This window comes from Variovorax sp. 01N429, from assembly GCF_056399425.1.
In genome coordinates, this window is record NZ_JBFTRG010000019.1 from 65,704 (window position 1) to 89,640 (window position 23,937).

The following is a 23,937-nucleotide window of genomic DNA, read 5'->3' on the forward strand; positions in this document are numbered from 1 at the left end:
GGCGCCGCGGGGATTGTTCTCTTCCCGTGAGCCATGGTCTCCCCTGGCGCTCCATTGGCACAGCCGCCGGATCATGATTGCGGGCTCATGATTTTCATGAATCGAACGCGCACAGCGCGGCGAGCCGCTACCATGACCCGCGTGTGTGTGCCAACCGGGCCCCGCGTCCGCTCATGAGCCTTCGGCTGAAGATCAACCTGATCGTCCTTGCGCTGACTGTTCTCTTCGCAGCAACCGTGCTCGCGCTGGAGATACGCAGCATGCGCGAGTCCGTGAACGAGGAAGTGGTGGCGGCCAACCGCGTCGCCGCACTGCTGCTGCAGGGCACCGCGGTGCGCTACGCAGCGCAGGGCACGCCGGCGATGCTGGCCTTCCTCCAGAGCATCGGACGGATTCGCTCGAACGATCTCACGCTGTTCGACGCGCAAGGCAAGGAGTTGTACCGCTCACCGCCGCCCACCTACAAGGCCGGACGAGACGCGCCCGATTGGTTCGGTGAGCTGATTGCGCCACCGCCGTCGGTGCAAGCCATCGCGTTCCCCGACGGCAAGCTGGTCGTGCGCGCGAATGCCACCCGTGCCGAGGTCGATGCCTGGGACTACGTGGTGACCCTCGCCGCGGGTGTGCTCGGATTTCTGGTCGTGGTCAACGCCATGGTGTTCTGGCTGGTCGGGCGGGCGGTGCGGCCCTTCGGCCAGATCGTGCAGGCGCTGAACCAGTTGCAGGCCGGGCGCTTCGACTCGGCACTCCCGCCACTGGCCGGGACCGAGGCCGCAGCGATCGGCGCGGCCTTCAACCGCATGGTCCGTGAGTTGCAGGGGCACATCGAGACAGAGCGCCGCGCGGTGCGGGCCGAACTGCAGCTCTCCGACAGCCGGGATCTCACGCAATGGATCGACAAGCACATCGAAGCCGAACGCCGCATGATCGCGCGTGAACTGCACGACGAGCTCGGCCAGTCGGTGACGGCGATGCGCAGCATGGCGCTGTCGATCGCCACGCGCGTGCACTCGTTCGATCCGCAGGCCGAACAGGCGGCGCGCCTGATTGCCGACGAGTCCTCGCGCTTGTACGACGCGATGCACGGCATCATCCCGCGCCTGACGCCACTGGTGCTGGACAACTTCGGGCTGGCCGAAGCATTGAACGACCTGGCGGAGCGCACTCAACGCGTCCACGCCGACGTGCAGATCGCCCTGAAGGTCGAACTGGCCGATGCGGCGCCGTGCGCCGACGTGTCGCTTGCCTTGTATCGGGCGGCGCAGGAGGGGATCACCAACGCGCTGCGCCACGGTCAGGCCCGCCATCTGCAGCTCAGCGTGGAACAGCACGCCGGCGATGTGACGCTGGACCTTGTCGACGACGGCAACGGCATGCCGCCCGAGGATCCCCGGCGCGCCGGCCACTACGGACTGCGTTGGCTTGCCGAACGCGTGGAGGGCCTGGGCGGCGCCGTGAGAATAGAGCGCGCGGTGCCTCGCGGCGTGCGGCTGCACGTGCGCCTGCCGATGTCCACCCGCAAGGAGGCTGCATGATTCGCGTGTTGCTGGTCGATGACCACAAGCTGGTGCGCATGGGTTTTCGCATGCTGCTGGCGGATGCACAGGTTGAAGTGGTGGGAGAGGCTGAAAGCGGCGAGCAAGCCTGCGTCGATTACCCGCGCGTCAAGCCGGACGTGGTGGTGATGGATCTCTCGATGCCCGGCATGGGCGGCCTGGAGGCCGTCCGGCGGCTTCTGGCGCAAGACCCAAAGGCTCGCGTGCTCGCCCTGTCGGCCCATGAGGACACTGCCCATCCACGGCGCGTGCTGCGCGCCGGGGCGCTTGGCTACCTGACCAAACGCAGCGCGCCCGATGCACTGATCGCCGCAGTGACTGCGGTGGCACGCGGCGAACGCTACGTCGATGCCCAGACAGCACAGGCCCTGGCGCTGACACAGCTCGAAGGCTCCGCCAGTCCGGCCGACACGCTGAGCGAGCGCGAGTTCTCGGTCTTCATCCAACTGGCTCATGGCCAAAGCGTGGCGCAGATCGCCGAGACACTGAACCTGTCGCCGAGCACGGTCGGCACGCACCTCTACCACGTCAAGCAGAAGCTGGGCGCGAGCAACCAGTCGGAGCTGACGCTCGTCGCGCTGCGCTGGGGACTGATCCAGGCCTGAAAGAAGAACCGCTCACAGGTCGAGGATCGGCCATCCGGATGCCTCGGCGTGCGCACGCAGTCGTTCGTCCGGGCAAACCACCACGGGGTGCGAGACGGCATTGAGCAATGGCAGATCGCCCATGGCGTCCGAATAGAACCACGACTGCCCGAATTCGGCCAGGCCGTGCCGTGACCCCGATGGCTGCATGGCGAGCCAATCATTGACGCGCGTCACCTTGTGCTGCCGATAGCAGGGCTCGCCATCGATCTCTCCGGTGAAAGGGGCACCCTCCACACCATCCACGGTGGCGGGGCGCGTGGCCACCAGTTGATCGATGCCGAACAGGCGGGCGATCGGGCGGGAAATCAGTTCCGTCGTCGCCGTGACGATGGCGCACAGGTCACCCTTGCGCTGGTGACGCTTCACGAGCGCCAGGGTCGATGCCGGTATGCGCGAAGCCGTCTGGATTTCGAATTCACGTTGCCAGTGCGCCAGCGTCGCACGCGGAACCTGCAGCAGGGGTTGCATGTTCGCGCGGTGCATCGCATGGATGTCGAGCGTGCCTGCGATGTATTCGTGACAGTAGGCCAGGTAGCGCGCTTCGGCCTCGGCCGGCAGGATGCTTTTGCGTATGAGGAACTGCGTCCAGGCCATGCCGCTGTCGAAGGGGATCAGCGTGAGATCCAGATCGAACAAGGCGAGATCGCGGGAGACGGTGCGAGGACCCTTATCGGGCAATGATGATCTCCCCTCTTCCGTCCGCCGCCAAGTCGCCCAGGTGCCGTTCGGTGCGCCGTGCGGCCAGCGCTGCGAAGGGTCCGCCATGGCGCGCAAGATCACGCGCCAGCAGTTGCCAGAAGACCTCCGCCCCGCCGAGCGCGGGAACGAAGGTCGAGGAAATGTCCGAAGGTTCGGGCTCGCGGGCGAACACGACGCTGCCGCGTCGCATGCCCCAGCCCACATGTGCCCCGGCACGCCCGCCGATGGCGACGGTGCCGGCCACCAGGCGAGACGCGAGGAAGTCGCCGGCATTCCCATGGACGATGGCGCTGCCACGCCGCATGCGATCCCCGAATCGGGCACCGGCATGGCCCTTGACGACGAAGGTGCCGCCACGCATGCCGTCCATGCTGCCTGGCAGGGTGCTCGCCGCGAAATCATCCACGTCGCCCTGCACCGTGAAGCTGCCGCCTGCCATTTCGCACGCGGCCAGCAAACCGGCCCGGCCTTCGACGACAAGCTCGCCCGCGCTCATGCAGCCGCCGGCATAGTGCCCGACGTTCCCGACCACGCGGATACGGCCTGCCGCCAGTTGCCAGCCCACCCGATCGAAACGCGACAGGTCGCCCTCGAAGATGAGCGAATCGCCATGGTCATGCGAATCGATCCGAAAGAACTCGGCCAGAGCAAGCCTTGCATTGCCGTATCCCAACTGCAGCCGTTCGACTTCGGCCGCCGAAAGCCGGGCCAGCGAGGTCGGCGTCACGCCGCGCAGGTCCACCCGAAGCGCAGGCGATGCCTTGAGCGTCAACCGCCAGCCGGTCATGGCCCGCCCTCCCCCAGCAGCCTGTGCAGATGGAAGTGGAACGGACCGAGCTTGCCGCCGTAGTTGCCGGCCGCGATGCGCAGCAATCCATTGGCAGCACCCCATGCGATGCCGGCCTGCGTGCCCACGCGCATCGCCGCGCCGACGTCGGCTTCGGTCAGGCCATCGATCACGATCTCCATCACGCACCGCGTTTGCGGCGTCAGTTCGCTGTGCGCCACCAGGCCATGCAGGCTGGGGCAGAACGCATCGTTGGTCGACGCGTTGAGCGCGGCGTATTTGCTGCCCACCTTGGAGCCGGAGCGCACCACCCCCCCGGGGAAGGGCATGATCACATTGCGAAGCGCCTTCATCGCTCGCACGGCGGCCTCTGCGACGGCCAGCGCGCTGTCGGTGTCGCTGCACAGCAGCAGCAGGTTGCCGCCGCCCACGCCCTTCACCACCGCCGTGGTTTCCTGCGCAACGAACTCGCCATCCATCACCGGAACCCGCCAGTAGCGGACGCCGTCAATCACCTTGGAGATCTGCCAGCCATCGCCAAAGAAGCGCAGGTTCTGTCCCAGCGCGATCGCCTCGCCTTCGGCGATGCCAGCGTAGACCGCCGTCGTCGGGCAGGTCAGTACGCATTGGCCGACACGCCGCTCGACCTGCTTGGCCAACTCCTTGCCCGACATCGAGAAGATCAGCACGCTCAGGCCTGGCCGTCCGTCGGGCGTCTCTTCGGAGCCGAGTTCGCGTTCGATGCCAGCCTCGCACCCGCAGGCAATCACCGAAGTCGCAAACCCGGTCGCCGACACCGCCGCGTGACGCGCCCAGGTGGCGTTGTGCGCGGTGATGACGATGCGCGTGGCCTTCATCGGAAAGGCTTCGGCAAAGCCATCGTCGATCTGTACGCCGTTGCGTATCAATGCATCGCTCACTGGGCAACCTCCGTGCTTCGCACTGCGGTGCGAGCTTGCTTGGAGCGGTCCGGCGCGGCGCTCATGAGACGCTCTTGAAGCACGCCGCCGGCAGAAGGCGCCCGCCATTGCAGCAACGGCACAGCTCGTCGTGCCCGATCGGAATGTGGTCGAAGCTCACGGAACCGTGCGACGCAAGATGCCGGCGCAAGGTCTTCTCGACACCGCGGTCGTAATCCGGCTCGACGAAGTGCGTGCCGCCAACCGGCACCGCGGTGATGCGCCCTGCCCGCGCCACCAGTTCGCCATCCTTGAAGACGCACTCAGGCGTGGAGAACATGGCTTCGCGGTCAATCTGCTCGCGGTAGACCGCGATGTCTGCCGCTCCGCCCACGCCCAGGTGGCCGCGGTCGCGCAGGCCCAGCAGCCTCGCCGGTGCGGCTCGCGTCATGATGGCGATCTCCCGCAGCGTCAACTCGCGCGTGATCGAACGCAGCGCGCAGTTCGCGACAACGTCCGGATGCAACCTGGTCAATTGCTCCTCGCGGAAGCTGCGATCCATGAGCAGGCGGATGAGGTGCGGGTAGCTGGTGAACGGTCCGCCGTTGGGATGGTCCGTGGTCAGCACCACGCGCCACGGGTCCGTGACAAGCAGGAAGATTTCCAGGCCGATGACCCACTGCAATGCATTCACGTAGCTCTGCTCGCGGTACTTGAACGGAACGACGCCGCAACCGGCCTCGCATTCGATGTCGCTGCCCGCCCACTTGCGCGGGCTGGCGAGTCCCGATTGGGCATGTTGACGCATCGAGTCGGCCGAGGCGGTGACGGTCTGGCCGAACATGATCTGTCCCACATCAATGCTGATGTTCGGGTTGGCATTGACCGCCTCCGCAAGTTGCAGTGCCGCCGATGAGAACTTCCTGGGTCCTTCGGTGCCATAGGCGTGGAACTGCACATGCGTCAGGTGCGCGGGCAAGCCTTCGAGCGCCTGGATGGTCTGAAGGGTCGATTCGATGTTGCCCGCCACGCCCAGGTTGCTGCCATGGATGTGCAGCGGGTGCGGTACGCCGAGTTCCCGCAGGGCGCGCGCCAGCGTGTGCACGACTTGGCGCGGCGTCACCTGCCAGTGGACATGGCGCTCGTCGACGTCCAGCTTGCGCTGGTTGAACTTGAAGGCCGAGATGCCTGCGGGGTTGACCACCTTGACGCCCATGGCCTTGGTGGCGTGCATCGTCCAGCCCATGTAGTCGCGGATCGTCTCGAAGTTGTGGCCGGCCTCGCCGCCCTTGGCCAGCAGTTCGAGGAACAGCTCGTCGTTGCCGAGCATCACGTAGGCGCCATGGTCGAGGATCGGCGTGTCGCCCATCTCCATGTGCGCCTGGCGTGCGTTGCTCGCGATCATGGCCGGCTCGAAGGCTGCGGTGTAGCCCATCTCGACGTAGCGGTAGCCGGTGGCCAGCGTGCCGGGCGCGCAGCCGCCGCAGGACGCGAGTTCGAGCGGATTGTCGGGAAGCCCGATCGGATTGCCCTCGGCACGACGGTCTTCGGGCATCAGCAGGCGCGCCAGGTTGATCTTGCCGCCGCCAATGTGCGTGTGCATGTCGATGCCGCCTGCCATCACGACGCATCCGGTCGCGTCGATCTCGGCATCGACTGGATCGCGCGCGTCGAGCGCGGCGATGCGTCCGTCCTGCACGCACAGATCGCGGATCGTGTCCGTGGGCTGCGTCGGATCGATGATCCTGCCGCCGCGAAGGCGAAGGCTGCTCATCGGCTGGCCTCCGCGTGCAACGCCGACACGCGCTGCGTGATGCTGCCGAGCACATCGCAAAGCATCGGCAAGGTGTCGCGATAGACCGGAACCAGCGGCAGCACCGCGCCGCCGTCTGCCCGAAAGAGATGGCCGGGCGATCCGATGCCCGGTGTCGATACCGGAATGAAGATGCTCCCGGCGCGCCCAGCCGACGAAGCCAGATCGGGGTGCCCCAGCACGATAAGCGGCAGGGCCGTCGCGGGCGGCGTACAGGTGGCGTCGAAGCTCGAAATCCACAGCAGGCAGTCCACGGCCCCGTCCGCCAGCAGGCGCATGGCGTCGAAGCACAGCGGTTCGTGCTCCAGCCCGCCCGGGCCCGCACGCGAGCGCAAGGGCAATCCCGACAACCAGGTGAACACCTCGTTGACCGTGCGTGCGCCATTGCCGCCGCCGAGCCACATCGCGCCTGCGCGGGTGGTGGCATTCAAGATGGCGACGATCCGATGGACGCCTTCGATGATCAATGCACCGTGCGCCGGCAAGCGGTCCGTCTGGCCGACGATCACGGCGTAGCGCGCGGCGCGCAACCGCTCGGACAACGCTGCGAGCGGCAAAGGAACGTCGCGCACGGCGCGCCGCGCCACAAGCGCCGATAGCAGTGCGACCGTCGAGAACAGGTCGCCATGCAGAGGGATGGATTCGGTCGTGATGCCGCGGTGGTGGGCCAATGCCGCGAGGCTCGCCGAATCGGTCGCCCCATTCCCCAGGCAGACCACATGCCGCTGCGGCACCAGGCTCTCCTCCCCCAGCCCAGAACGCGCAAAGAACTCTGCAGCTGCGCCGCCGGGCAGTTCACCGATGCAAACGACGAGATCGGCGCGCGTGCGCACCTCGGCCAGCGTGGTGGCAAAGCCGCCGCGATCCTGCAGCGCTCGCACGGACTGCATGAGCGCGTCGCCGCCGGCGGGGTCGCAGATTGCGCCCGTCTTGCAGGCCAGACGGTAGATCGCCCGGGCGCCCGCGACGTCGGTGCCCAGGCCGCCGACGAGTAGCTGACGGCTCTCGGCCAGGACGCTGGAAGCGGCAGCGACTGCATGGGCCAGTTCAACAGCATGCCCATCGATCAGCGGCCTCGCCGCAGAGGGCTTGCCCGAAAACTGCGCAAGACCCATGCGCGCACTCGCGCATTCGCCGTCGGCCAGTTCCAGTGTTGTGCCGGATGCGCTGGGCCGAACGCTCAGGTTGTCACAAAGCAACAGACAGAAAGGACAGGTCCAGCGCACCGCGTCCCCTTTCGTCGCCAGCAATGGTTCGGTCATCGCGCTGCTTCACGCAAGCGATGTGCCACGGCGCACCACGACAATGCCCGCCCCCGCGCGGACGGACGGCCGTCAGAAGTGAAACACTGTGTGGCGCGCCGTGTTTCAGTTCTGACCTGAGCGCACCATCGCAGGCCCGCATGGCAACCGTATCGCGTTGGCACGAAACGTGATGCGGCAACGCCCATGATGCGAACCAACTCTGGCTTGGGTCAGCCGACTACGCGGGGCAACCCGCCATCATGCAGCGCGCTGGCCACCAGCCAGGCACCGGCACCGGCGTCGCTGGCTGCCTTCAGGTCGCTCTGGTTGCGGATGCCGCCGGCGCCGACGACGAAGGTCGTGGGAGATTTGCGACGCACGTCGACCAACGTCTCCAGATCCGGACCCGCGCCTGCGCCGACGCGTTCGAGCGTCATCACGATCACGCGCCCAGGCCACAGCGCGGGTGCATCCCAGCAACCCGCGACATCCAGGTGCTGGCCGTCGCGGCGGTCCAGCGACAGCACGCCCTCCCCCCCATCGGCGAAGCAGCGCTCGAGTTCTTCGCGCGATGCCAGCGACTCGCTGCCGAAGACCGGAACGACCTGTTGGCTCGCGGCGCCGAGTTGGACCTTCATCGCGTCGGCCGCGCCTGCGCCGGCAAAGCCGGCATCGAGCCAAAGCTCGAGCCCCGGCATGGCTTGCAGAAGCGTGCGCAAGACTGCGGACTGGCTCGGGCCTCCCAGCAGGGCATCGAGATCAGCCACGTACAACTGGTGCGTAGCGCAGTGCTCGCACAAAATCTTCGCCACCGTGACCGGATCGCTGCTGCAGCACAGCCGCGACTCGATGGGTCGATACGACTGGCGGTTGCCGCGCACGGCACGCACCACTTGACCCTGCATGAGGTCGATGACGGGAATGAGGTTCATGTGGAGCGAGCCAAGAGGAGGAGACAGGTGGAGCGATGAAGCGGATCTTTGTCTATGAATACCTGAGCGGCGGCGGGGAGATGGCCTCCGGCGACCTGCTGGCGATGGGCCAGTCCATGCGCAACGCCATCATGGCCGACTTGCTTCGCCTTGGAAACCTCGATCTATCGGTCGCGACCTGCACGCTGGCGTCGCGCGTGCCGGAGCCGGCCCGGCCCGTGACGCCGCGCAACGGCGAACCGGCATTCGAGTTCGTCAGGCGCCAGGCCCATGCGCACGATCTCTCGTGGGTGGTCGCACCCGAAACCGATGGGCTTCTGGCGGGCTTGCGGCAATGCGTCGATGCGGAACGCTGGCTGGGCTGCGATGCCTCGGCGATCGAACTCGCGACGCGCAAGCGCATGACATTGACGACCCTCGCGGGATCCGGCATCGCCACGCCGTTGGCCTTCGAACACGAGCCCGAAGCCAGGCGCTGGGTGGTCAAGCCGGACGATGGCGCCGGGGCCGTCGAGACATGGCTCCACGACGATCAGGAAGCGGCGATGCAAGACTGGTCGATGCGCTCTCGCGCCGGCCGCGCGATGGCGATCGAGCCTTGGGTGGAGGGCATGCCGCTCAGCCTGTCGCTGCTGTGCGGCACGAAGGGATGCGAACTGCTGAGCATCAATCGTCAACACCTGGACGTCGACGCGCAGGGCCACCTGTCGTTTCTCGGCGTCGACGTGAATGCGGTGCCGCTCACCGATCCGCGCGGCGCGAGATTGAGCGCCTTGTCCAGGCGCGTTCACCAGGCCGTTCCCGGTCTGCGCGGCTTCGTCGGCATCGACCTCGTGTGGCATCCACAGCGCGGCCCGGTGGTCATCGAGATCAATCCGCGCGTGACCAGCGCCTACGTCGGCCTTTCGCGCTCCGCGGGACGCAATCTCGCGGCCGAGGTGATCGCAATTCGGGAGGCGGAGCGGACCTCGCGATCGAAGGCGGCGCATGCCCATGGCTGAACGAATCGTGATCGGCTGGGACATCGGCGGCGCACACGCCAAGGCGTGCCTTCTGCAAGGCGGACAAGTGCTCGACGTGGCCCAATGGCCCTGCCCGCTATGGCTGGGCATGGACCGCCTCGATGCCGTGCTCCATTCGGCACGCCAGCGATGGAACGGCCTGGGAACGGCGCAGCACGCGGTGACCATGACCGGCGAGATGGTCGACCTGTTCACAGACCGTGAAGATGGCGTGCGAAAGATCGCGGCGCAACTGTCGCATGCACTGGGGCCTGGTTCCGTTCACTTCTTCGCCGGCGACGCCGGCTGGTGCCGCCATGCCGATGTGCCGGACCTGTGGAACGCCATCGCCTCGGCCAACTGGCTCGCCACGGCGCGCCATGCCGCGCTGTACATCGGGACCGGCTTGCTGGTGGACATCGGCAGCACGACGACCGACCTGATCGCATTCAAGGATGGACGCATCCTCACCGGCAACCGCACCGACGCGCAGCGCCTCGCGAGTGGCGAACTGGTCTACCACGGCGTCGTGCGCACGCCGCTTTGCGCAGTGGCGCAGCGCATCGACTGGCGCGGCACGCCGCACAACGTGATGAACGAATTCTTCGCGACCAGCGCGGATGTGTACCGCCTGACCGGTGAACTGAAAGCGGCCCGCGATCTGTACCCCGGCGCCGACAACGCCGGCAAGGACCCGGATGCCACTCGGCAGCGGCTGGCCCGCATGATCGGGCTCGATCGGCGCGATGGCTCGACGGACGATTGGCTCGACTTTGCGCGGTCCTGGCGGGTGCTGCAGGTCGGCGTTCTAGGCAGCGAGATGCGGCGGGTGATCGGGGCACACGCGCTTCCGGACGGTGCGGTGATCGTCAGCGCCGGTTGCGGCGACTTCCTGGTGCCCGATGTGGTGGCGAGCGCAAGGGCGGGCACGCCCGGATCCCGATGCGTTCCTCATCATCTCGCGTACGGCCGCGATATTGCGCGCGCCTCAGCGAATGCTGACACCGACCGCGCTGCGGTACAGGAGTGGGCTCAGGTGTGCGCGCCGTGCGTCGCCGTCGCAACCCTCTACGACATGGACCCCGCCGTATGTGGATCGTGAAGATCGGCGGAAGCCTGAACGCAAATCCGATGCTGCCGGTCTGGCTCGACCTGCTGGCCGAATGCGGCGGGGGACGCGTGATCGTCGTCTGTGGTGGCGGTGCCTTTGGCGACGAAGTCAGGCGCGCCCAGGCGCAGTGGCGCTTCAACGACCTCAGCGCACACAACATGGCGATTCTCGCGATGGCGCAGACCGCCTACCTCATGCACGGCCTGAATCCCGCATTGCAGCTCACGCGAACCAAGTCGGACATCCACCGCGTGCTGCACAAGGGACAGACGGCGCTGTGGCTGCCGCTCGAACTGCAACGCAACCGGTCGACCGCCCAGACGAACTGGGAGTTCACGTCCGACAGCATCGCGCTCGATCTCGCGCATCGGTTGAATGCCGAGCGACTGGTGCTGGTGAAGGCGTGCGAGATCGACCCGAGGTTGAGCCTGGCCCAGTTGGGCGAGGCCGGCGTGGTCGATCGTTCCTTCGGGCCGCTGTCGGACGGCTCGGCCTTTCCGATCGACATCGTTCACTGCAACGAAGTGACGCGCGTACGTGCGTTGCTCCTTGGTCACGTCAGGTTCGACGATTGATGGGGCGTGCCGGCTTCGGCGCGCTCATGCCCGTGCATGAGCGCGACCAGTGACTGCAGGCGCCGAGGGTCGAGCGCCGAGCTTCGATCGCCCGCGCACACCGCCGTGCGAAAGCCTGCAAAGTCAGGCGCGAGCGTACGCAATAGCGGTTCGTGCATCGGGCGCAGCGCGCCGGCCAGGCCGACCATCGTCCCGGTCGCGCCCACGGCGGCAATGAAGCGGCGCAGATCCTCCATCGGCACCGCGTCGAAAAGGCTGCCGGCACTTTTGTCGAAGGTGTCGGCCATCACGCCCGGAAACCCCAACGCGCAGGCGTGCGCCACATCGGCCAGCTCCAGGCCCTTGTCCGCGATGAAGACCGGCACGATGGGCCAGGCACTGGCGGCAAGCGCGTCGAGCACCACGCGCGCTTGCGGCACGCGCTCGATACCGACCTTCACATAGTCGACGCCGCACGCGCCGACGGCATCGACACACGTCGCAATGCGGTGCGTCTCGTGCATCGCCATGTCGCCGATGGTGGCGCTGATCGCCAGGCCACTGTGATGCCGGCGCAGTGCACCCACGATGTCGCGAATGGTGGCGATCGGCAGGCCGCCCAACGCGCCATGGCCGGGCTCCTTCAGATCGATGAAGTCGGCTTTTCCCTCGGCTGCCAGCAAGGCTTCTTCGACACTGCGAACACTCACGAGCAATTTCATGACGATGGTCCCTGGATGGCATCGGCGCCCTCGGCGGCTTTGGCGGCCTTGGCGCGATGCCGTTGCACTGCGTCGACGAGCCACCCCCAGGCTTCACGCTCCTGGGACCCGGCCGTCTTGTCGATGGCGATCTGCAGATAGGCCATCTCGCTGTCCACCTTCTGTGGCGGCAGCATGTGCAGCCGGCTCACCAGCACCGCACCCTCGATGACGGCCGCCTGCGCGCGATTGAAGCCGGCGAAGCTCGAATGCACGACCTCGTGAACCCGCATCATGTGCAGCGCCGGGCGCTGTACGTCATCGATGCGCTCGGCGAGGCTCAATTCCAAGTGGCTCAAGGCGCTGTCCAGGCGCACACCGGCGATCTTCTCGGCCGGCTGGGTCGGCCAATCTCTACGGCCGGTCACGCAGCCGGCGAAGACGCGCGTGTCAGTCACGATGTTGAGCACCGCACAACCCGTCGCGGCGATGTTGTCATAGGTGGTCGATGGCTTGAAGGGCATCAGCACGACGCGCTCGCCGCGATAGCGCACGCCCATCGGGGCAACGTGCGGCTTGCCGTCGGGCGCGACGGTGGTCACGACGGTTTCGAAGATCACGTCGTTCATTGGGAGGGCTCTTCCGTGGCGCACCCCCAGTCCAGTGGCTGGTCCTGGACGTAGCGCTTTCCGAGCTTGTGGGCGATCTCGGCGTGCGCCAGTTCCACGCCCATGTAGAAGGCGTGCGCTGCATCGGCTTCGAGCCCGAGGTGCGGCCAGAACTCGAAGGCGCCCTGCCCCCGGCGCAATCCGTCGCGGTTGTAGACATGCAGGCCGCTCGCCGATACCTGCACGCGGAAGTTCGGATCTCGCACCTGCGCGGCGGTGGCCGCGATCTCTTCGGGCGTATCGAGAAAGGGACGCTTGGCATGCACCGTCATCAGCGCATCGCTCAGGCCCTTGGGCAGCGTGGCGTGCTGCCGCGCGGCGTGCATGATGCGGCGCGCCCAGTCGGCCTCCTTCACCGCGCGGCGGGCGTGGTTGCTGACTTGCGTGGTCAACACGGCGGCCACGTCGAGCTCGGCGCAGATTCCGAACAGCAACGCGTTGATGCCGCTGGTGTCCGCTTCCGTCAGTTCGGTCAGGTTGCCTACGCCCATCATGATCGGCGCCGTGGGAAATCGCTCGCGCAGGCGGTGATAGCGCACGATCGATTTCGTCAAGCCGAAAGGGATCGGGTCGAGGATCGAATCGGCGAGAAACACCCTGCCGCGCCGCTGCATGGCTTCGACCGCCTGGTGCAGCGAGGCCTCGTCGCTGGGGTCGCGAGGGATCAGGATCGGAGTGGACGCGACTTCGTCGGCGACCCACAAAGTGTCCAGCGTCAGGCTGAGAAGGTAGTCGGCGCCCGCGCGCCCACCGCGCAGCAGTTCATCGGTGTCGACGGAATCGACGCTCACCTGGAAGCCCACCTCCTTCAGCGCCTGGACGGATTCCTCGAGATGATCGAACGGCGTCTCCGGCAGGCAGCCCAGGTCGATGACGTTGGCGCCGTCGGTCCTCAGGCGCCCGGCACGCGCGACGATCTCCGGCACGCTCAGGCGCGGCGCGTCGACGATCTCGGCAAAGATCGCGACCTCGTATGCGTCCACCGTGATCGCGTTGGCGGCACGATCGAAAAACCGCGGCAGGTCCTTCACCTCCTCGGGTCCCCGCTGCACCGGAATGCCGAAATGGCGGGACAGCGCATCCATGTCGCCGCGACAGCGCCCCGGCACGACGATGCGGTCGACACCCTCGGGCAGAGGCACCCGACGGCGGATCATGTCGGACGTCATCAACCCCGCAACCTGCAAGCCAAGGTCTCGCACTTCCCAAGTGAACGGGGCGGCATCGATGCCGGCCAGAACCCGCTCCAGACTCGGCTGCGCGAGGTGCCCGGTCAGGAAGAGGATGTGTTCCATGCGCGAGAGATTTCCTTGAGTCGAACATCGAGTGCGGCTTCGAGCTCCGCCGGCGAGGTGACGACCCGACAGAAGTCGATCCCACGCAGGTGCTCCACGTTGTCCAGTTCGATCCGCCTGGGCCGCACCGTGACCCAATCGTGCGGCGAACGGGTCACGACCACCGGTTCGGTATCGCATGCAAACACGATGCCCGGTATGCCGCGCTTGCCGGCCTGCGCGAACATGTTGGTCGGCAGCGAATCGCTGATGCCGCAGGCGCACTTGGCCACCGTGTTGCTGGTCGCCGGAGCAACGACGACGGTGTGATAGATGTCCTCGTACAGCATGCCCACGGGCACGCCGCTGGCCGTCTTGTCGCGAAAGATCCGAAACCGCGACTTCAGATCGTCGAGGTGCATCCGGTAGATCTCCAGGACTTCCTCGCCTGCAGCCGAGAGAAACAGGTCGACGTTCGGCAGTCGCGCAGCCAGCGCCATCGCTTCGTCGAGAAAGTGGCCGGAGCCGGTCACGCACCAGGCGAAGCGCGAACGCGGCTCGCCATCGTCGGCCGACACCGGGTCGTCGGACTCGTCAGGATTCATGCTCGGGATGGGAAACCTCGATCTGGAGCTTGTGGATCTTGCGGTAGAGCGTATTGCGGCTGACATCCAGCGCCTTGGCTACGTTGCTCACATTCCAGCGGTACTGCTCGAGCATCTGCAGCAGCAATTGCCGCTCGTTGGCCTGGATCAGGTTGAGCTTGGCGCTGCCGGGCGCGTTGTCGACGTGCCCGTCGCGCGCCGAGCCCGGCGCGGCCGCCGATGTCGCGGCCGACAGAGACACAGACATGTCAGCCCGCTCGGCGCTCGTTCCAGGCATCGGCTCACTGTCACGCGTCGATTGGAGGTTGACCGCCATCGCCGGAAGGTGGACGCGGGTGATCGGCCTTCCATCGGCCAGGGCCGCAGCGGTGCGCAGGACATGCTTCAACTGACGGATGTTGCCGGGCCAGGGGTGCGCCATGAGCAGCCGCTCGGCCTCGGGGCTCAGCGATACGTCGGGGCCGCCTTCGGCAGCGAGCAGCGCTCGAATGAGTTCGAGCTTGTCGCTGCGCTCGCGCAACGGGGGCATTTGCACCTCGACGCCGGCGAGCCGGTAGTACAGGTCTTCCCGAAACCGGCCTTCTCGCACCATGGACGGCAGATGGCGATGGCTGGCGCTGATCAGCTGGAAGTCGACCGCATGGCTTTCTTCGGTGCCCAGCGGCGTGACGCGACGCTCATCGAGCACGCGCAGGAGGCGCGATTGCAGTTCGAGCGGCATGTCCGCGATTTCATCCAGGAACAGCGTGCCGCCGTGCGCCTGCAGGACCTTGCCGCGCCGTCCTGAGCGCTGTGCACCGGTGAACGCACCGGCGCAATAGCCGAAGAGCTCGGACTCGATGAGCGCCTCCGGCAGGCTCGCGCAATTGATCGCCACGAAGGGTCCTCCCGCGCGTGGGCTGCCGTCATGTAGCGCGTGCGCCAGCACCTCCTTGCCCGAACCGGTTTCGCCGCACACCAGCACCGGCGTGCCGCGGGCAATCACCCGCCGCCCGATCGCCAGTTGCTCCGCGAGCCGAGGGTCTTCGAAGGTGCAAGCGGGCGTCGCGGTGCGCTGCACGTCGCTCGGCCGCGCCTTGGCGCGCGCAATGTGTGCCACCGCGAAGTCGACCGATGACGGCGCCAACGAGCCTGCGACTGCGTCCGCGACTGCGGCCGGGCGTCGCGCCACCGCGAAGAAACGCAACGCCGCGTCGGTTCCGTAGGTCACGACCGGGTGAAACGATGACAAGGCGCTGCGCTGCAGCATGTCGGCCAGCGAGGTCTGGAACAGGTCTTCGATGCGTCGCGAGCGGATCTGGTCCATCGACTGCAAACCGAGCTGGAACATCGCGCTGCGATTGGCGGCAAGAATGCGCCCGTCGTCGTCCACCGCGAGCTTGCCCTCGTGCAGTGTGTAGACGAATTCCGGCCGGCTGTGGAAATGCAGCGGATGGGCGTCGCGGAACTCGCGATCGATCAGGCGGTTCTCGATCATCCGTGCCGTCATGGACAACAGGACCAGCAGGTGCTGCTGCATCAGGCTGGAGCGGCTCGTGACGTCGAGCGCGGCGACGATGTTGCCCATGGGATCGAACACCGGCACCGCCGAACATGTAAGCTGTGTGAACTGCGTGTAGAAGTGGTCGTCGCGGCACACGGTCACCGGACCGGCCGCAGCCAGGCAAGTCCCCATCCCGTTGGTGCCTGCCTCGGTTTCGCTCCAGACGCCACCGGCACGCAAACCCAGCGGCCCGACTTCGGCAGCGAATTCGGGCGACGCCACCATGTGCAGGATCACCCCGTCGGTGTCGGTCAGCAACACTGCGATTTCGCCATCCGCCAACTGCTGATAGAGGGTGGTCATCTCGTAGCGCGCGCACTCGATCACCGTTGCATGGCGCGTGCGCCGCTCCTGGAGCGGCACGCGGCCGATCACGTTCGGGTCGTGCGGCTTGTCGGGCCGGAGGTGGTACTGGTCCAGACAGCGGATCCATGAGCGCATCACCACGTCCGTGGTCTGGTCCGGGAAGCCGCCGCGCACGACGCCCAGCACACGATCCGCATGAGGATCGGCCGGCTTCGCGCTCTTTCGAAGAGTCAGCGCCATCGATGTCTCCGTGTGCAACCGACGCGCCGAATGCGCTGCCTGGGACGCACTGTATGTATGGCCCGCATTTTGCAACTTGAGTTCACAGTGCGCAAAGATACTTTTGCAACCGTGCGAACCCACCACGCGAAGGAGCACGATGACCGCCGAGCATCATCCAGCGACTTCCACGGCCAGGGTTTCGCCGAACCCACTGCCGGATTCGAGTGCGATGGACGTGATCTTCATCGAAGGCTTTGTCGGTGACACGGTCATCGGCATCCACGAGACCGAGTTGCACCGCGCGCAGCCGGTGGTGATCGACGTTCATGCGGGACTGGCCCGTGCGCGCGCCTGCGACACCGACCACATCGCGGACACCATCGACTACGCGGCCGTCTGCGCGCGACTGCGGCGCCTGCTGGCCGCGCACGAGTTCAAGTTGCTGGAAGCCTTTGCCGAGGCGATCGCCGACGTCGTGATCCACGAGTTCGGCGCAATCTGGGTCCGCGTCAAGGTAGTCAAGCCCAACAAGTTCAGCGACGTGTCCTCCGTCGGCGTGCAGATCGAGCGCCGCCCGCCGCCACCCGAAGACCACCCGTCCCGCGCAGGCGCAGGCGCGGTACTGCGTCTGATCGGCTCCGGCATGGTGCCTAAATAGCGCACCGACAAATCGCGAGCAACCAGCCCCTTCCAGAAACACCGCGGAACCGGCTCAGCCGGGCCGCCGGTGTTGCCCCCTGCAAGGGGGTGGAGAGCGACACGCAGTGCGCGAGCCTGGGGGTGTGTCAGGCATGCGCCGCGAACGGGTGGGCTGCACTGCCCTTCTTGCTCACCACTTCGGCAGCCGAGGGAGAACCGGCGACAGCGCGCTGGATCGCTTCCTTCGTGGCCTGGTAGTTGTAGTCCTGGATCTTCGTGTCGTCATCGGCCAGCCAGTGAATGAAGACGCCAACGCAGACGAACACATTGTCGGCTTCGGCCTGAGGAATGGTGCCGTCCTCGACACAGTCGGCCACGGCCATGGCGACGGCTCGCTGAGCTGGCCCAAACATCTGCACGGCCTGTTTGGCGCCCTTGATCGTGACCTTGTTGAAGAGCACGGTTGCGGGCTTGGTCAGCAGATTGGGTGCAACGACGGCCATCAGGCAGGTGAAACCGTCCTTCTGATTGGTCAGGGCATTCGCGTACGCTGTTTCGGCAGGGCTGCCACGGGGCCCGATGATCAGATCGATGTGGGCTACTTCGTTGCCCTCACCGACGAGTGACTCGCCGACCATCATGCGATCAATTTTTGCCATGGTTGTTAGTCTCCTGGATTGCGTTCCGGGCCAAAGGGACGCCGGCCTGCCGGCCGGCGCAATTCATCGGATATCACGTTCCGTGCCACCCGGGTCATGGGGAGGCTGTCACGCCCGCAATCAGCAACGCCGCGACCGTCAGATCAGCCGTGGTTCCGGGGTTGATCCCGTCTGCCTTGAGCGAGGCGTCCCAGGCTGCGAATTCGGGATCGGCGTCAAGCCCGCCTTCGCGGCAGGCGCGCAGCCGCCACCCCTGCGCCGCAGTCATGACAATGTGTGCCACGGCCTCGCCATGAATTCGAACAATGTGTGAATCCGCAACCCTGCCGAGCAGCGCCAGGTAGAGCCGTTGGACCGAAGCCACGGTCGCGGCATCGGGCGCGTCGTTCACCCAAGTCGCGTTCAGCGAGAACCCGCTTCCGAGCGTCGGCAACGCCAGATCGAACAACATGCCGTAGCCGTCGCGGTACTGGCGCGCGATGCTGTCCCGGTGCGCCGCAAGCGCCATGGCCGCGCGCAAGCCGACACTCGGCGCATCCCTGACGTCTTCATCAGGCGCAGTGCCGAGGCCGCCTGGGCTGGCTCGTGCGATAGCGCGGAAGGCGGCCTGTGCGTCGGACAGGTCGAGCGCGCCCAGCACCGATTCGATGGCCTCGCGCAAGGCGGCGGGTTCCGTGGCGTCAGGCCGCAGGTCGACAGCCCGCGCAATCGGCGCGCAGAGCAGCAGGATGCCCAGGTTGGTGTTGCACCCGGCGACCGCCCATGTCGCATCCACCGCGGCCTCGATACGCTCGCCGACCGATGCCCCGGGCTCGAACAACGGTGCGGCTGCGGCCTGTGCACTGGCAATGAAGCACTCGGCCGTCATGCGGTGCCCGGCCGATGCGCGGCTGACGTTGCCCGGCTTGCGCACGGCCACGTCCAACTCGCAGGCGCGCAGGAAGCACTCTCTGGCGCGGTCCGTCGCGCTCTGGCGTGTATCCGTGGCGATCGTGTTCATGCCTGGCGCGGCATCGCCGAGCGCGAGCCGGCCCGCGCACTCGCGAGCTTGCGGTCGAGCAAGTCATCGACGATGACGCGTGCGATGTCGAAGCGGGTCACGCGCTGCAGGCCCTGCCAGGCAGCGACGCCGTTCACTTCGATCACCTGAATGCCACGTTTCGACGGCATCAGGTCCACGCCGGCATAGTCCATGCCCAGCGCCAGCGCAGCGCCTTCGGACAGTTCAGCGAGCTCGGGCGTCAGGCCGGCCGGTTCGCAGCGCGCGCCTTGCGCAACGTTGTGAATCCAGTGACTGCTCACCCGCCGCATTGCGGTGACCGCCCTGCCCCCGACCACCAGCACCCGCCAATCGAAGCCTGGCGTCGTTTGCGGCGGAACGAAGCGCTGCAGATAGGCGAGCGATCCGTAGAGGGTGTCGATGTCTGGCAGCGCGCGATGAGCGCCATCCACCTGCCCCACCAACTGCAAGCCCTTGCCCTGCGAACCGAACAGGGGCTTGAGCACCAGCGCATGGCCGGCCGCGCCTTCGCGGATGGCGATGCGCTGCGCGTGAGCGAATGATTCTGTCGCCCATGTCGGTGGCGAGGCGATGCGCACGGCGTGAAGCAGCAAGCTGGTCATCGACTTGTCGACGCTGCGTTCGATTGCCCGGGCATCGTTGTAGACGGGTACGCCCAGTTCACGCAGTGCATGCAACACCCCGAGGCGCTTGGTGACCTGCTCGAAGGTGCCGCTCGCGATGCCGCGCACCAGCGCCGCGTCAGGCAGATCGCGGCCGAAGCCCGGCACGACCAAGCCATGCCAGGCGGCAGTGGTGTCGATCCGGCAATCCGCCAGATCGACGCAGCGACCGACGCAGCCTCGCGCACGCAACGCCGCCTGAAGCCGGCGCGTGTGCCAGCCGGTCTCGTCGGTCATGATGGCCACCGTGAGGCCGGTGACGCTGTTCATCACGCTTCCTGCCGCCACAGGCCGAGCAGCAAGGGCATATCGAGGCCGCCGGCATGCCAGGTGTGCCCGCTGTCGATGTTGCTGACCCACACTTCGGCCGGTGCGAACAATGCGCCGTCGATCTTGTAGAAGTCGTATTCGGCCGCCTTGAAGATGTCGGCGAACGAACGACCATGGTCGCTCGAATTGCGCGACGGCAACAGCCTGGCAAGCTCGCGCGCGGCTGCATCGTCGCCGCGCACGGTGAGATGCACGCACCCTCCGTAGAGGATCGCATCGTTGGTGCGTCCCATGGCTTCCACCCCATCGGGGCTGGGGGCCGGCAATGGCGCCGTGCCCGCGCCGCCCACGACGTTGCCGAGGTCAAAGCCCAACTGGTGCGTCTTGTGCAGCGCGACCTCCAGTACGCGCGTCACCACCTGGGTGGTGCCGGCAAGGCTGGTCGTCGGCGTGAGGATCAGCGTCAGCCTCTCTGCGCTCAAGTGGCAGTCGCGCAGCAGCTTGTCGATGATGACCTTCGGCGGCGTCCGATCGACTTCCATCACGAGCACGCCCGCATCCGCATGATCCTGGTAGCCGAGTTCACTGAAAAGCGTTTCCTTGACCGCCAGGGCGCGCGCCGGACCGGAACCGAGCGAGAAGAACTTCCTGCCTCCCGTTTCTTCCTTGCTGGCCGCGAGGCTCCAGCCGGCGTACTGGCTGCCCAGGCAGGCCAGCAGCGGTTGCGCGCTGTGCACCTCGACCCACGTGGGCCAGCCTTCCAGTCCATCAGGGCGCAAGCTGATGTGGCCGAGGCCGCCCATGCAGATCTCACCCACCAGCAGGCCCGCTGCGACACTGCCACCTACGGCGATGCCTGCATCGACGATGTAGGGGCCACCTTCGTCGCGGCTCACCCTCACGCCGAGCGCATCGGCATCGGCGAGCAAGCGCTCGACCAGCGGCCGGGCGAGCGCGTTCACGCTGAGCGTGCATGCCGCCAGGGGTGCTGTCGCGGTCGCGGCGGTCATGCGCAAGCCTCCAGGGATCGATGCACCGCATCGCGGCCGCGCTGCAGCAACTCGCGCACGTGCGCCGCGTCGGTGCCGCTGGCACTCACGCTGCACAGGGGATCGCCGGCTTCGAAGCTCGTTGCGCCGAGCGGAAGATCGTGGCAGCAGGGGCGTGCGGCGAGGCGCCGCGTGGCAGGCTCGTCCAGCCAAAGCCGACGCGGTGCGAAGACGACCTCGGTGCCGCGAATGAGACCGTGCGTCTGCACGCGAGCTTCCGGCAACTCGCCCTGCACGCAGGCACGCACGTGCGCCGCCACCATGCCGGGGCCGTAGAGCGCCATGCTGGCCGGCGGACGGGGGTTGACTTCGAGCACCTCGACGGCCTCACCATCGAGCATGAAATCCAGGCTGCCCAGACCGCGCGGTGAGAAGGCGGGCACCAGCGCACGCAGTGCGGCCGTGACGCAGTCCGCGGCGCCGGCAGGCAAGGACACCGGTCCCACCGCGCCGCAATACACGAAAGGCCGTCCCGCCAAAGGCCGCACGATCAGCTGGTTGAAGCCGAGCACCGAGGCATCGCTGCCGTTGGCCATGAATGTCATCGACATGGGCCTGCCTGCGATCTCGCGCTGGAAGTACTGATGGGCGCCCAGGACGTCGGACGATGCCGCCCGGCGAATGTGCCAGCCGCCGCAACCATGCGCATCCTTGACCAGCCAGCCGGCTGCGTCATCGGGCGCGGTCGACCGTACCGGCGGATGCGCGATCCCTCGCGCATCGAGGAGGCCGAAGAAGGCCCGTGGGTCGCGCAAGCGCCGCATCGCGTCTGCACGCGTTCCGATCAGTGGCAACAGCGCCGCGCCGCTTTCCAGCAAGTCGGGCCGGCCCTCGAAGCCGGAGCCCGCGATCCAGCCGGCCACGCGAGCACGCTGCGCAAGCGCTTCCAGCGTGGACAGCAGCCGTGCGCCGTCGATGCTCAAGCTCGCCGGATCTCCGATCGAATGCCACTCGGCGCAGGCTCGGCGGGTGTCCGCGTCGCCGAACAGATCCAGCGCCACCACCTCGAAACCGTCATCGACGGCTGCTTCGGCCAACATGCGCGCAGAAATGGAGACCACGGCAAACGCTGTCATGTCGGGTGCCAGAGCAATCAAGCCGCTTTTTCGGCGATGAAGGCGCGTGCGGTGGCAAACGCCTCCGTGAAGCTCAGCACCGTCGGCGCCTCGGCCTCATGCATCTGCACTAGTAGCCGTTGTTGCGTCTGGTATTTCACGTTGCCGATCGCCAGTGCACCGATGCCCACGGCCGAGGTGCCGGGCAGCGGCTTGGCGTTGTCCATCGCAGCGACGCCGGCAATGCCCTCGGGCGGCACGGCGTTCACATCGGCTGCGACCTTGAGTTGCTTCGCGAAGGTCAACATCTCGGCCGAAACGACCTGGACACCTGCCGGCGCGCAGGCAAGCAGCACGTCGGCATCGACGATCGATGCGCGCACAGCGGCCTGATCGCCGCCGGCCACGCCCCGCAGGCTGACCCCGAAACGCTTGCCGGTCTCGCCCGCGACTGCTTCGGCCGCATCAGTGCCACCGCGACTGGACAGGAAGACCTGCGCGCCCGTTTGCGCCGCGATCACACCGGCAATGCGGCCCACGGGCCCCGTGCCGCCGAGGATCACCACGCGCCGGCCATCCAGGCCCTGGGCATGCTGGCCGGCAAGCAGCGCGGCCTCGACGCAGGCCACCATCGCCGCCGCGGTCGTGAAGGCGCCGCTGGGGTCGGCCATCAGCGACACGACGAAGGGCTTGAACATGGATGCCTTTGCGCGATCGAGCATATCGGCCGCCTGGAGCACGTCGCGTCCGCCGATGAAGATGCCGGTTCGCAGCAAGCCCTTCGGACTGCGCGAGAAGATCGTGTCCTGCGTGAGCCCGGCAATGCCGTCGGTTTCGACCCCGCAGTACGGCACGACGATCTGGTAGCCCGCGTCGGCCGCCATGTTGATGTCGAACGGACTCATCTGCCGGCCCGGTGTGAACATGTGGAGGATGTAGGGACGTTCCATGTAGACGACTCTGCGTTGAGTTCAGGGCTCGGGCACTTCGAGGCGCCGATCGAGAAGTGCGGCCCCGCTGTTGCGGCCGGAAACGATGCGCAGCGTCAGCGACGGCGCGATGAGGTTGGCGGCCAGCATGGCATCGAGCGCTGCTTGCGCGCGCGCCTGCGACGGCAGGATTGCGAAGCCGGTCGGGCCCCAGGAGCTCTGGCCGATCGCAGCGACGTGCTCGGCCTGCAATGCCCATCCGAGCAGGCGTCCCACCGCTTCGCTTGCGAAGATGCGGCCGCCCTGCGCGGGCGCGAAGTGTTCGCCCAGCACCTGCTGGACGTGCAGGACGCCTTGCGCGAACGACGCGAAGTCGGCGGTTGCGGCTCCCGGCAGTACGCGCATCAGCACCTGGTGGCATAGGTCGGCGGCGAGCGCTCGGGGCAATGGCGGCAAGCCGGCGATCCGTTCTCTTTCTTCATCACCCGACAAGCCCTTCTGTGCGCTGTCCTGGACGATCAGCACTCGCCAGGCTTCGGGCAGCGGGATGCGCGACAACACGGGCGCGGGCGCGCCGTTCGCACTTGGGCCGCCGTCGACGATCAGCCCGCCATGGTCGAATCCTGCAATACCGATGCCCGAGCGGAGCCCACGCCCGAGCCATTGCGCCAAGGTCGCTGTGGGAACGCCAAGGCTGTGCCAGAGCGCGAACGCCCTGCCGATCGCCAACGCCAACTGCGTGCCGGAACCGAACCCCGCATGGGCGGGCAAGACCTGCACGATCCGCAGATGCAGCGGTTCGGCGCGCCCACTGTGGGTTCGCAGAAGGCTCAGGCACGCGGCCGCGCGCTCGTTCTCGGCATGCTCCGCCGGTCCTCTGGCCGTGATCTGGTCGGAGGCCGACGCGCTGATCTCGACCTCCGTTTCGAAGCCGTTGATCATCAGGCCGACGCTGCCAAAACGACGGCCCAGTGACGCGGCAGGGTCGAGAAAGCCCAGATGCAAACGCCCAGGCGCGCGCAGGGCGACGATCTCTGGGCGGCCGACAAAGCCCTCTTCGGGAAAGTTTCGGGGGCGATCCATCGCGCTTG

24 protein-coding genes are annotated in these 23,937 nt (G+C 67.0%); 6 read left to right on the plus strand and 18 right to left on the minus strand.

Annotated elements, in window-relative coordinates:
• Positions 1-173 precede the first annotated feature (173 nt).
• The gene (locus AC1DSF_RS25530) at positions 174-1,535 is read left to right on the plus strand and encodes an ATP-binding protein (protein ID WP_478128088.1); all 1,362 of its coding nucleotides are present in this window, start codon (positions 174-176) and stop codon (positions 1,533-1,535) included.
• On the plus strand, positions 1,532-2,161 hold the full coding sequence (locus tag AC1DSF_RS25535) for a response regulator (protein WP_478128089.1): 630 nt from the start codon (positions 1,532-1,534) through the stop codon (positions 2,159-2,161). Before AC1DSF_RS25530 ends, AC1DSF_RS25535 begins: the two co-directional genes overlap by 4 nt.
• 12 nt (positions 2,162-2,173) lie before the next feature.
• Here the strand turns inward: AC1DSF_RS25535 and AC1DSF_RS25540 are convergent, their stop codons facing one another.
• The 6 genes from AC1DSF_RS25540 to AC1DSF_RS25565 all read right to left on the minus strand — a co-directional run bounded on the left by AC1DSF_RS25540 (position 2,174) and on the right by AC1DSF_RS25565 (position 8,577).
• Complete coding sequence (locus tag AC1DSF_RS25540; protein ID WP_478183665.1) at positions 2,174-2,881, minus strand: HAD family hydrolase; 708 nt, start codon at positions 2,879-2,881, stop codon at positions 2,174-2,176.
• Positions 2,871-3,689, minus strand: a complete 819-nt coding sequence (locus AC1DSF_RS25545; RefSeq protein WP_478143920.1) for a formylmethanofuran dehydrogenase subunit C — start codon at positions 3,687-3,689, stop codon at positions 2,871-2,873. The genes AC1DSF_RS25540 and AC1DSF_RS25545 overlap by 11 nt, the downstream gene beginning before the upstream one ends.
• A complete protein-coding gene (gene fhcD, locus AC1DSF_RS25550; RefSeq protein WP_478183666.1) occupies positions 3,686-4,609 on the minus strand; it encodes a formylmethanofuran--tetrahydromethanopterin N-formyltransferase in 924 nt (307 codons plus the stop codon). Before fhcD ends, AC1DSF_RS25545 begins: the two co-directional genes overlap by 4 nt.
• A gap of 61 nt (positions 4,610-4,670) precedes the next feature.
• On the minus strand, positions 4,671-6,362 hold the full coding sequence (locus AC1DSF_RS25555) for a formylmethanofuran dehydrogenase subunit A (RefSeq protein WP_478183667.1): 1,692 nt from the start codon (positions 6,360-6,362) through the stop codon (positions 4,671-4,673).
• The gene (locus tag AC1DSF_RS25560) at positions 6,359-7,663 is read right to left on the minus strand and encodes a molybdopterin-binding domain-containing protein (RefSeq protein WP_478183668.1); all 1,305 of its coding nucleotides are present in this window, start codon (positions 7,661-7,663) and stop codon (positions 6,359-6,361) included. Before AC1DSF_RS25560 ends, AC1DSF_RS25555 begins: the two co-directional genes overlap by 4 nt.
• 212 nt (positions 7,664-7,875) lie before the next feature.
• A complete protein-coding gene (locus AC1DSF_RS25565; RefSeq protein ID WP_478183669.1) occupies positions 7,876-8,577 on the minus strand; it encodes a HisA/HisF-related TIM barrel protein in 702 nt (233 codons plus the stop codon).
• A gap of 35 nt (positions 8,578-8,612) precedes the next feature.
• Between AC1DSF_RS25565 and AC1DSF_RS25570 the strand changes: the two genes are divergently transcribed.
• From AC1DSF_RS25570 to AC1DSF_RS25580, 3 genes are read left to right on the plus strand one after another with little or no spacing between them, the layout of a single operon-like run.
• Positions 8,613-9,578 carry an ATP-grasp domain-containing protein gene (locus tag AC1DSF_RS25570; RefSeq protein ID WP_478183670.1) on the plus strand — a complete coding sequence of 322 codons (966 nt, stop codon included), beginning with the start codon at positions 8,613-8,615 and terminating at the stop codon, positions 9,576-9,578.
• Positions 9,571-10,680: a hydantoinase/oxoprolinase family protein gene (locus AC1DSF_RS25575; RefSeq protein WP_478183671.1), complete on the plus strand. Its 1,110-nt coding sequence runs from the start codon at positions 9,571-9,573 to the stop codon at positions 10,678-10,680. The genes AC1DSF_RS25570 and AC1DSF_RS25575 overlap by 8 nt, the downstream gene beginning before the upstream one ends.
• On the plus strand, positions 10,668-11,264 hold the full coding sequence (locus AC1DSF_RS25580) for an amino acid kinase family protein (RefSeq protein ID WP_478183672.1): 597 nt from the start codon (positions 10,668-10,670) through the stop codon (positions 11,262-11,264). Before AC1DSF_RS25575 ends, AC1DSF_RS25580 begins: the two co-directional genes overlap by 13 nt.
• Here the strand turns inward: AC1DSF_RS25580 and AC1DSF_RS25585 are convergent.
• Genes AC1DSF_RS25585 through AC1DSF_RS25605 form a run of 5 tightly spaced genes read right to left on the minus strand, consistent with a single transcriptional unit; the run spans position 11,243 to position 16,580 of the window.
• Positions 11,243-11,965, minus strand: a complete 723-nt coding sequence (locus AC1DSF_RS25585) for a (5-formylfuran-3-yl)methyl phosphate synthase (protein ID WP_478183673.1) — start codon at positions 11,963-11,965, stop codon at positions 11,243-11,245. The two genes, AC1DSF_RS25580 and AC1DSF_RS25585, sit on opposite strands and share 22 nt — an antisense overlap.
• Positions 11,962-12,573, minus strand: a complete 612-nt coding sequence (locus tag AC1DSF_RS25590; RefSeq protein ID WP_478183674.1) for a DUF447 domain-containing protein — start codon at positions 12,571-12,573, stop codon at positions 11,962-11,964. The genes AC1DSF_RS25585 and AC1DSF_RS25590 overlap by 4 nt, the downstream gene beginning before the upstream one ends.
• Entirely contained in the window at positions 12,570-13,907 is a 1,338-nt protein-coding gene (locus AC1DSF_RS25595; RefSeq protein ID WP_478183675.1) for a DUF6513 domain-containing protein, read from the minus strand. The genes AC1DSF_RS25590 and AC1DSF_RS25595 overlap by 4 nt, the downstream gene beginning before the upstream one ends.
• A complete protein-coding gene (locus tag AC1DSF_RS25600; protein WP_478183676.1) occupies positions 13,886-14,491 on the minus strand; it encodes a flavoprotein in 606 nt (201 codons plus the stop codon). The genes AC1DSF_RS25595 and AC1DSF_RS25600 overlap by 22 nt, the downstream gene beginning before the upstream one ends.
• Complete coding sequence (locus tag AC1DSF_RS25605) at positions 14,481-16,580, minus strand: sigma-54-dependent Fis family transcriptional regulator (RefSeq protein ID WP_478128103.1); 2,100 nt, start codon at positions 16,578-16,580, stop codon at positions 14,481-14,483. The genes AC1DSF_RS25600 and AC1DSF_RS25605 overlap by 11 nt, the downstream gene beginning before the upstream one ends.
• Positions 16,581-16,719: 139 nt before the next feature.
• On the opposite strand from AC1DSF_RS25605, the gene AC1DSF_RS25610 reads away from it, so the two are divergent.
• Positions 16,720-17,220, plus strand: a complete 501-nt coding sequence (locus AC1DSF_RS25610) for a dihydroneopterin aldolase (protein ID WP_478128104.1) — start codon at positions 16,720-16,722, stop codon at positions 17,218-17,220.
• A gap of 127 nt (positions 17,221-17,347) precedes the next feature.
• Here AC1DSF_RS25610 and fae read toward each other — a convergent pair whose 3' ends face one another.
• The 7 genes from fae to AC1DSF_RS25645 all read right to left on the minus strand — a co-directional run bounded on the left by fae (position 17,348) and on the right by AC1DSF_RS25645 (position 23,929).
• Positions 17,348-17,860, minus strand: coding sequence for a formaldehyde-activating enzyme (fae, locus tag AC1DSF_RS25615; protein ID WP_478128105.1), 513 nt, complete (start codon positions 17,858-17,860; stop codon positions 17,348-17,350).
• A gap of 94 nt (positions 17,861-17,954) precedes the next feature.
• A complete protein-coding gene (locus tag AC1DSF_RS25620) occupies positions 17,955-18,860 on the minus strand; it encodes a triphosphoribosyl-dephospho-CoA synthase (RefSeq protein WP_478128106.1) in 906 nt (301 codons plus the stop codon).
• Positions 18,857-19,813, minus strand: coding sequence for an ATP-grasp domain-containing protein (locus AC1DSF_RS25625; RefSeq protein ID WP_478183677.1), 957 nt, complete (start codon positions 19,811-19,813; stop codon positions 18,857-18,859). The genes AC1DSF_RS25620 and AC1DSF_RS25625 overlap by 4 nt, the downstream gene beginning before the upstream one ends.
• Positions 19,813-20,823, minus strand: coding sequence for a methenyltetrahydromethanopterin cyclohydrolase (gene mch, locus AC1DSF_RS25630; RefSeq protein ID WP_478183678.1), 1,011 nt, complete (start codon positions 20,821-20,823; stop codon positions 19,813-19,815). The genes AC1DSF_RS25625 and mch overlap by 1 nt, the downstream gene beginning before the upstream one ends.
• Positions 20,820-21,938, minus strand: coding sequence for an ATP-grasp domain-containing protein (locus AC1DSF_RS25635; RefSeq protein WP_478183679.1), 1,119 nt, complete (start codon positions 21,936-21,938; stop codon positions 20,820-20,822). Before AC1DSF_RS25635 ends, mch begins: the two co-directional genes overlap by 4 nt.
• A gap of 17 nt (positions 21,939-21,955) precedes the next feature.
• Complete coding sequence (locus AC1DSF_RS25640) at positions 21,956-22,867, minus strand: NAD(P)-dependent methylenetetrahydromethanopterin dehydrogenase (RefSeq protein ID WP_478183680.1); 912 nt, start codon at positions 22,865-22,867, stop codon at positions 21,956-21,958.
• A gap of 21 nt (positions 22,868-22,888) precedes the next feature.
• Entirely contained in the window at positions 22,889-23,929 is a 1,041-nt protein-coding gene (locus tag AC1DSF_RS25645) for a beta-ribofuranosylaminobenzene 5'-phosphate synthase family protein (RefSeq protein WP_478183681.1), read from the minus strand.
• Between the last annotated feature and the right edge of the window lie 8 nt (positions 23,930-23,937).

Coding starts and splice junctions, on each gene's coding strand:
- AC1DSF_RS25530 (WP_478128088.1), top strand. CDS start 174: ATGAGCCTTCGGCTGAAGATCAACCTGATCGTCCTTGCGCTGACTGTT.
- AC1DSF_RS25535 (WP_478128089.1), top strand. CDS start 1,532: ATGATTCGCGTGTTGCTGGTCGATGACCACAAGCTGGTGCGCATGGGT.
- AC1DSF_RS25545 (WP_478143920.1), bottom strand. CDS start 3,689: ATGACCGGCTGGCGGTTGACGCTCAAGGCATCGCCTGCGCTTCGGGTG.
- AC1DSF_RS25555 (WP_478183667.1), bottom strand. CDS start 6,362: ATGAGCAGCCTTCGCCTTCGCGGCGGCAGGATCATCGATCCGACGCAG.
- AC1DSF_RS25560 (WP_478183668.1), bottom strand. CDS start 7,663: ATGACCGAACCATTGCTGGCGACGAAAGGGGACGCGGTGCGCTGGACC.
- AC1DSF_RS25565 (WP_478183669.1), bottom strand. CDS start 8,577: ATGAACCTCATTCCCGTCATCGACCTCATGCAGGGTCAAGTGGTGCGT.
- AC1DSF_RS25570 (WP_478183670.1), top strand. CDS start 8,613: ATGAAGCGGATCTTTGTCTATGAATACCTGAGCGGCGGCGGGGAGATG.
- AC1DSF_RS25575 (WP_478183671.1), top strand. CDS start 9,571: ATGGCTGAACGAATCGTGATCGGCTGGGACATCGGCGGCGCACACGCC.
- AC1DSF_RS25580 (WP_478183672.1), top strand. CDS start 10,668: ATGTGGATCGTGAAGATCGGCGGAAGCCTGAACGCAAATCCGATGCTG.
- AC1DSF_RS25585 (WP_478183673.1), bottom strand. CDS start 11,965: ATGAAATTGCTCGTGAGTGTTCGCAGTGTCGAAGAAGCCTTGCTGGCA.
- AC1DSF_RS25590 (WP_478183674.1), bottom strand. CDS start 12,573: ATGAACGACGTGATCTTCGAAACCGTCGTGACCACCGTCGCGCCCGAC.
- AC1DSF_RS25595 (WP_478183675.1), bottom strand. CDS start 13,907: ATGGAACACATCCTCTTCCTGACCGGGCACCTCGCGCAGCCGAGTCTG.
- AC1DSF_RS25600 (WP_478183676.1), bottom strand. CDS start 14,491: ATGAATCCTGACGAGTCCGACGACCCGGTGTCGGCCGACGATGGCGAG.
- AC1DSF_RS25605 (WP_478128103.1), bottom strand. CDS start 16,580: ATGGCGCTGACTCTTCGAAAGAGCGCGAAGCCGGCCGATCCTCATGCG.
- AC1DSF_RS25610 (WP_478128104.1), top strand. CDS start 16,720: ATGACCGCCGAGCATCATCCAGCGACTTCCACGGCCAGGGTTTCGCCG.
- fae (WP_478128105.1), bottom strand. CDS start 17,860: ATGGCAAAAATTGATCGCATGATGGTCGGCGAGTCACTCGTCGGTGAG.
- AC1DSF_RS25620 (WP_478128106.1), bottom strand. CDS start 18,860: ATGAACACGATCGCCACGGATACACGCCAGAGCGCGACGGACCGCGCC.
- AC1DSF_RS25625 (WP_478183677.1), bottom strand. CDS start 19,813: ATGAACAGCGTCACCGGCCTCACGGTGGCCATCATGACCGACGAGACC.
- mch (WP_478183678.1), bottom strand. CDS start 20,823: ATGACCGCCGCGACCGCGACAGCACCCCTGGCGGCATGCACGCTCAGC.
- AC1DSF_RS25635 (WP_478183679.1), bottom strand. CDS start 21,938: ATGACAGCGTTTGCCGTGGTCTCCATTTCTGCGCGCATGTTGGCCGAA.
- AC1DSF_RS25640 (WP_478183680.1), bottom strand. CDS start 22,867: ATGGAACGTCCCTACATCCTCCACATGTTCACACCGGGCCGGCAGATG.
- AC1DSF_RS25645 (WP_478183681.1), bottom strand. CDS start 23,929: ATGGATCGCCCCCGAAACTTTCCCGAAGAGGGCTTTGTCGGCCGCCCA.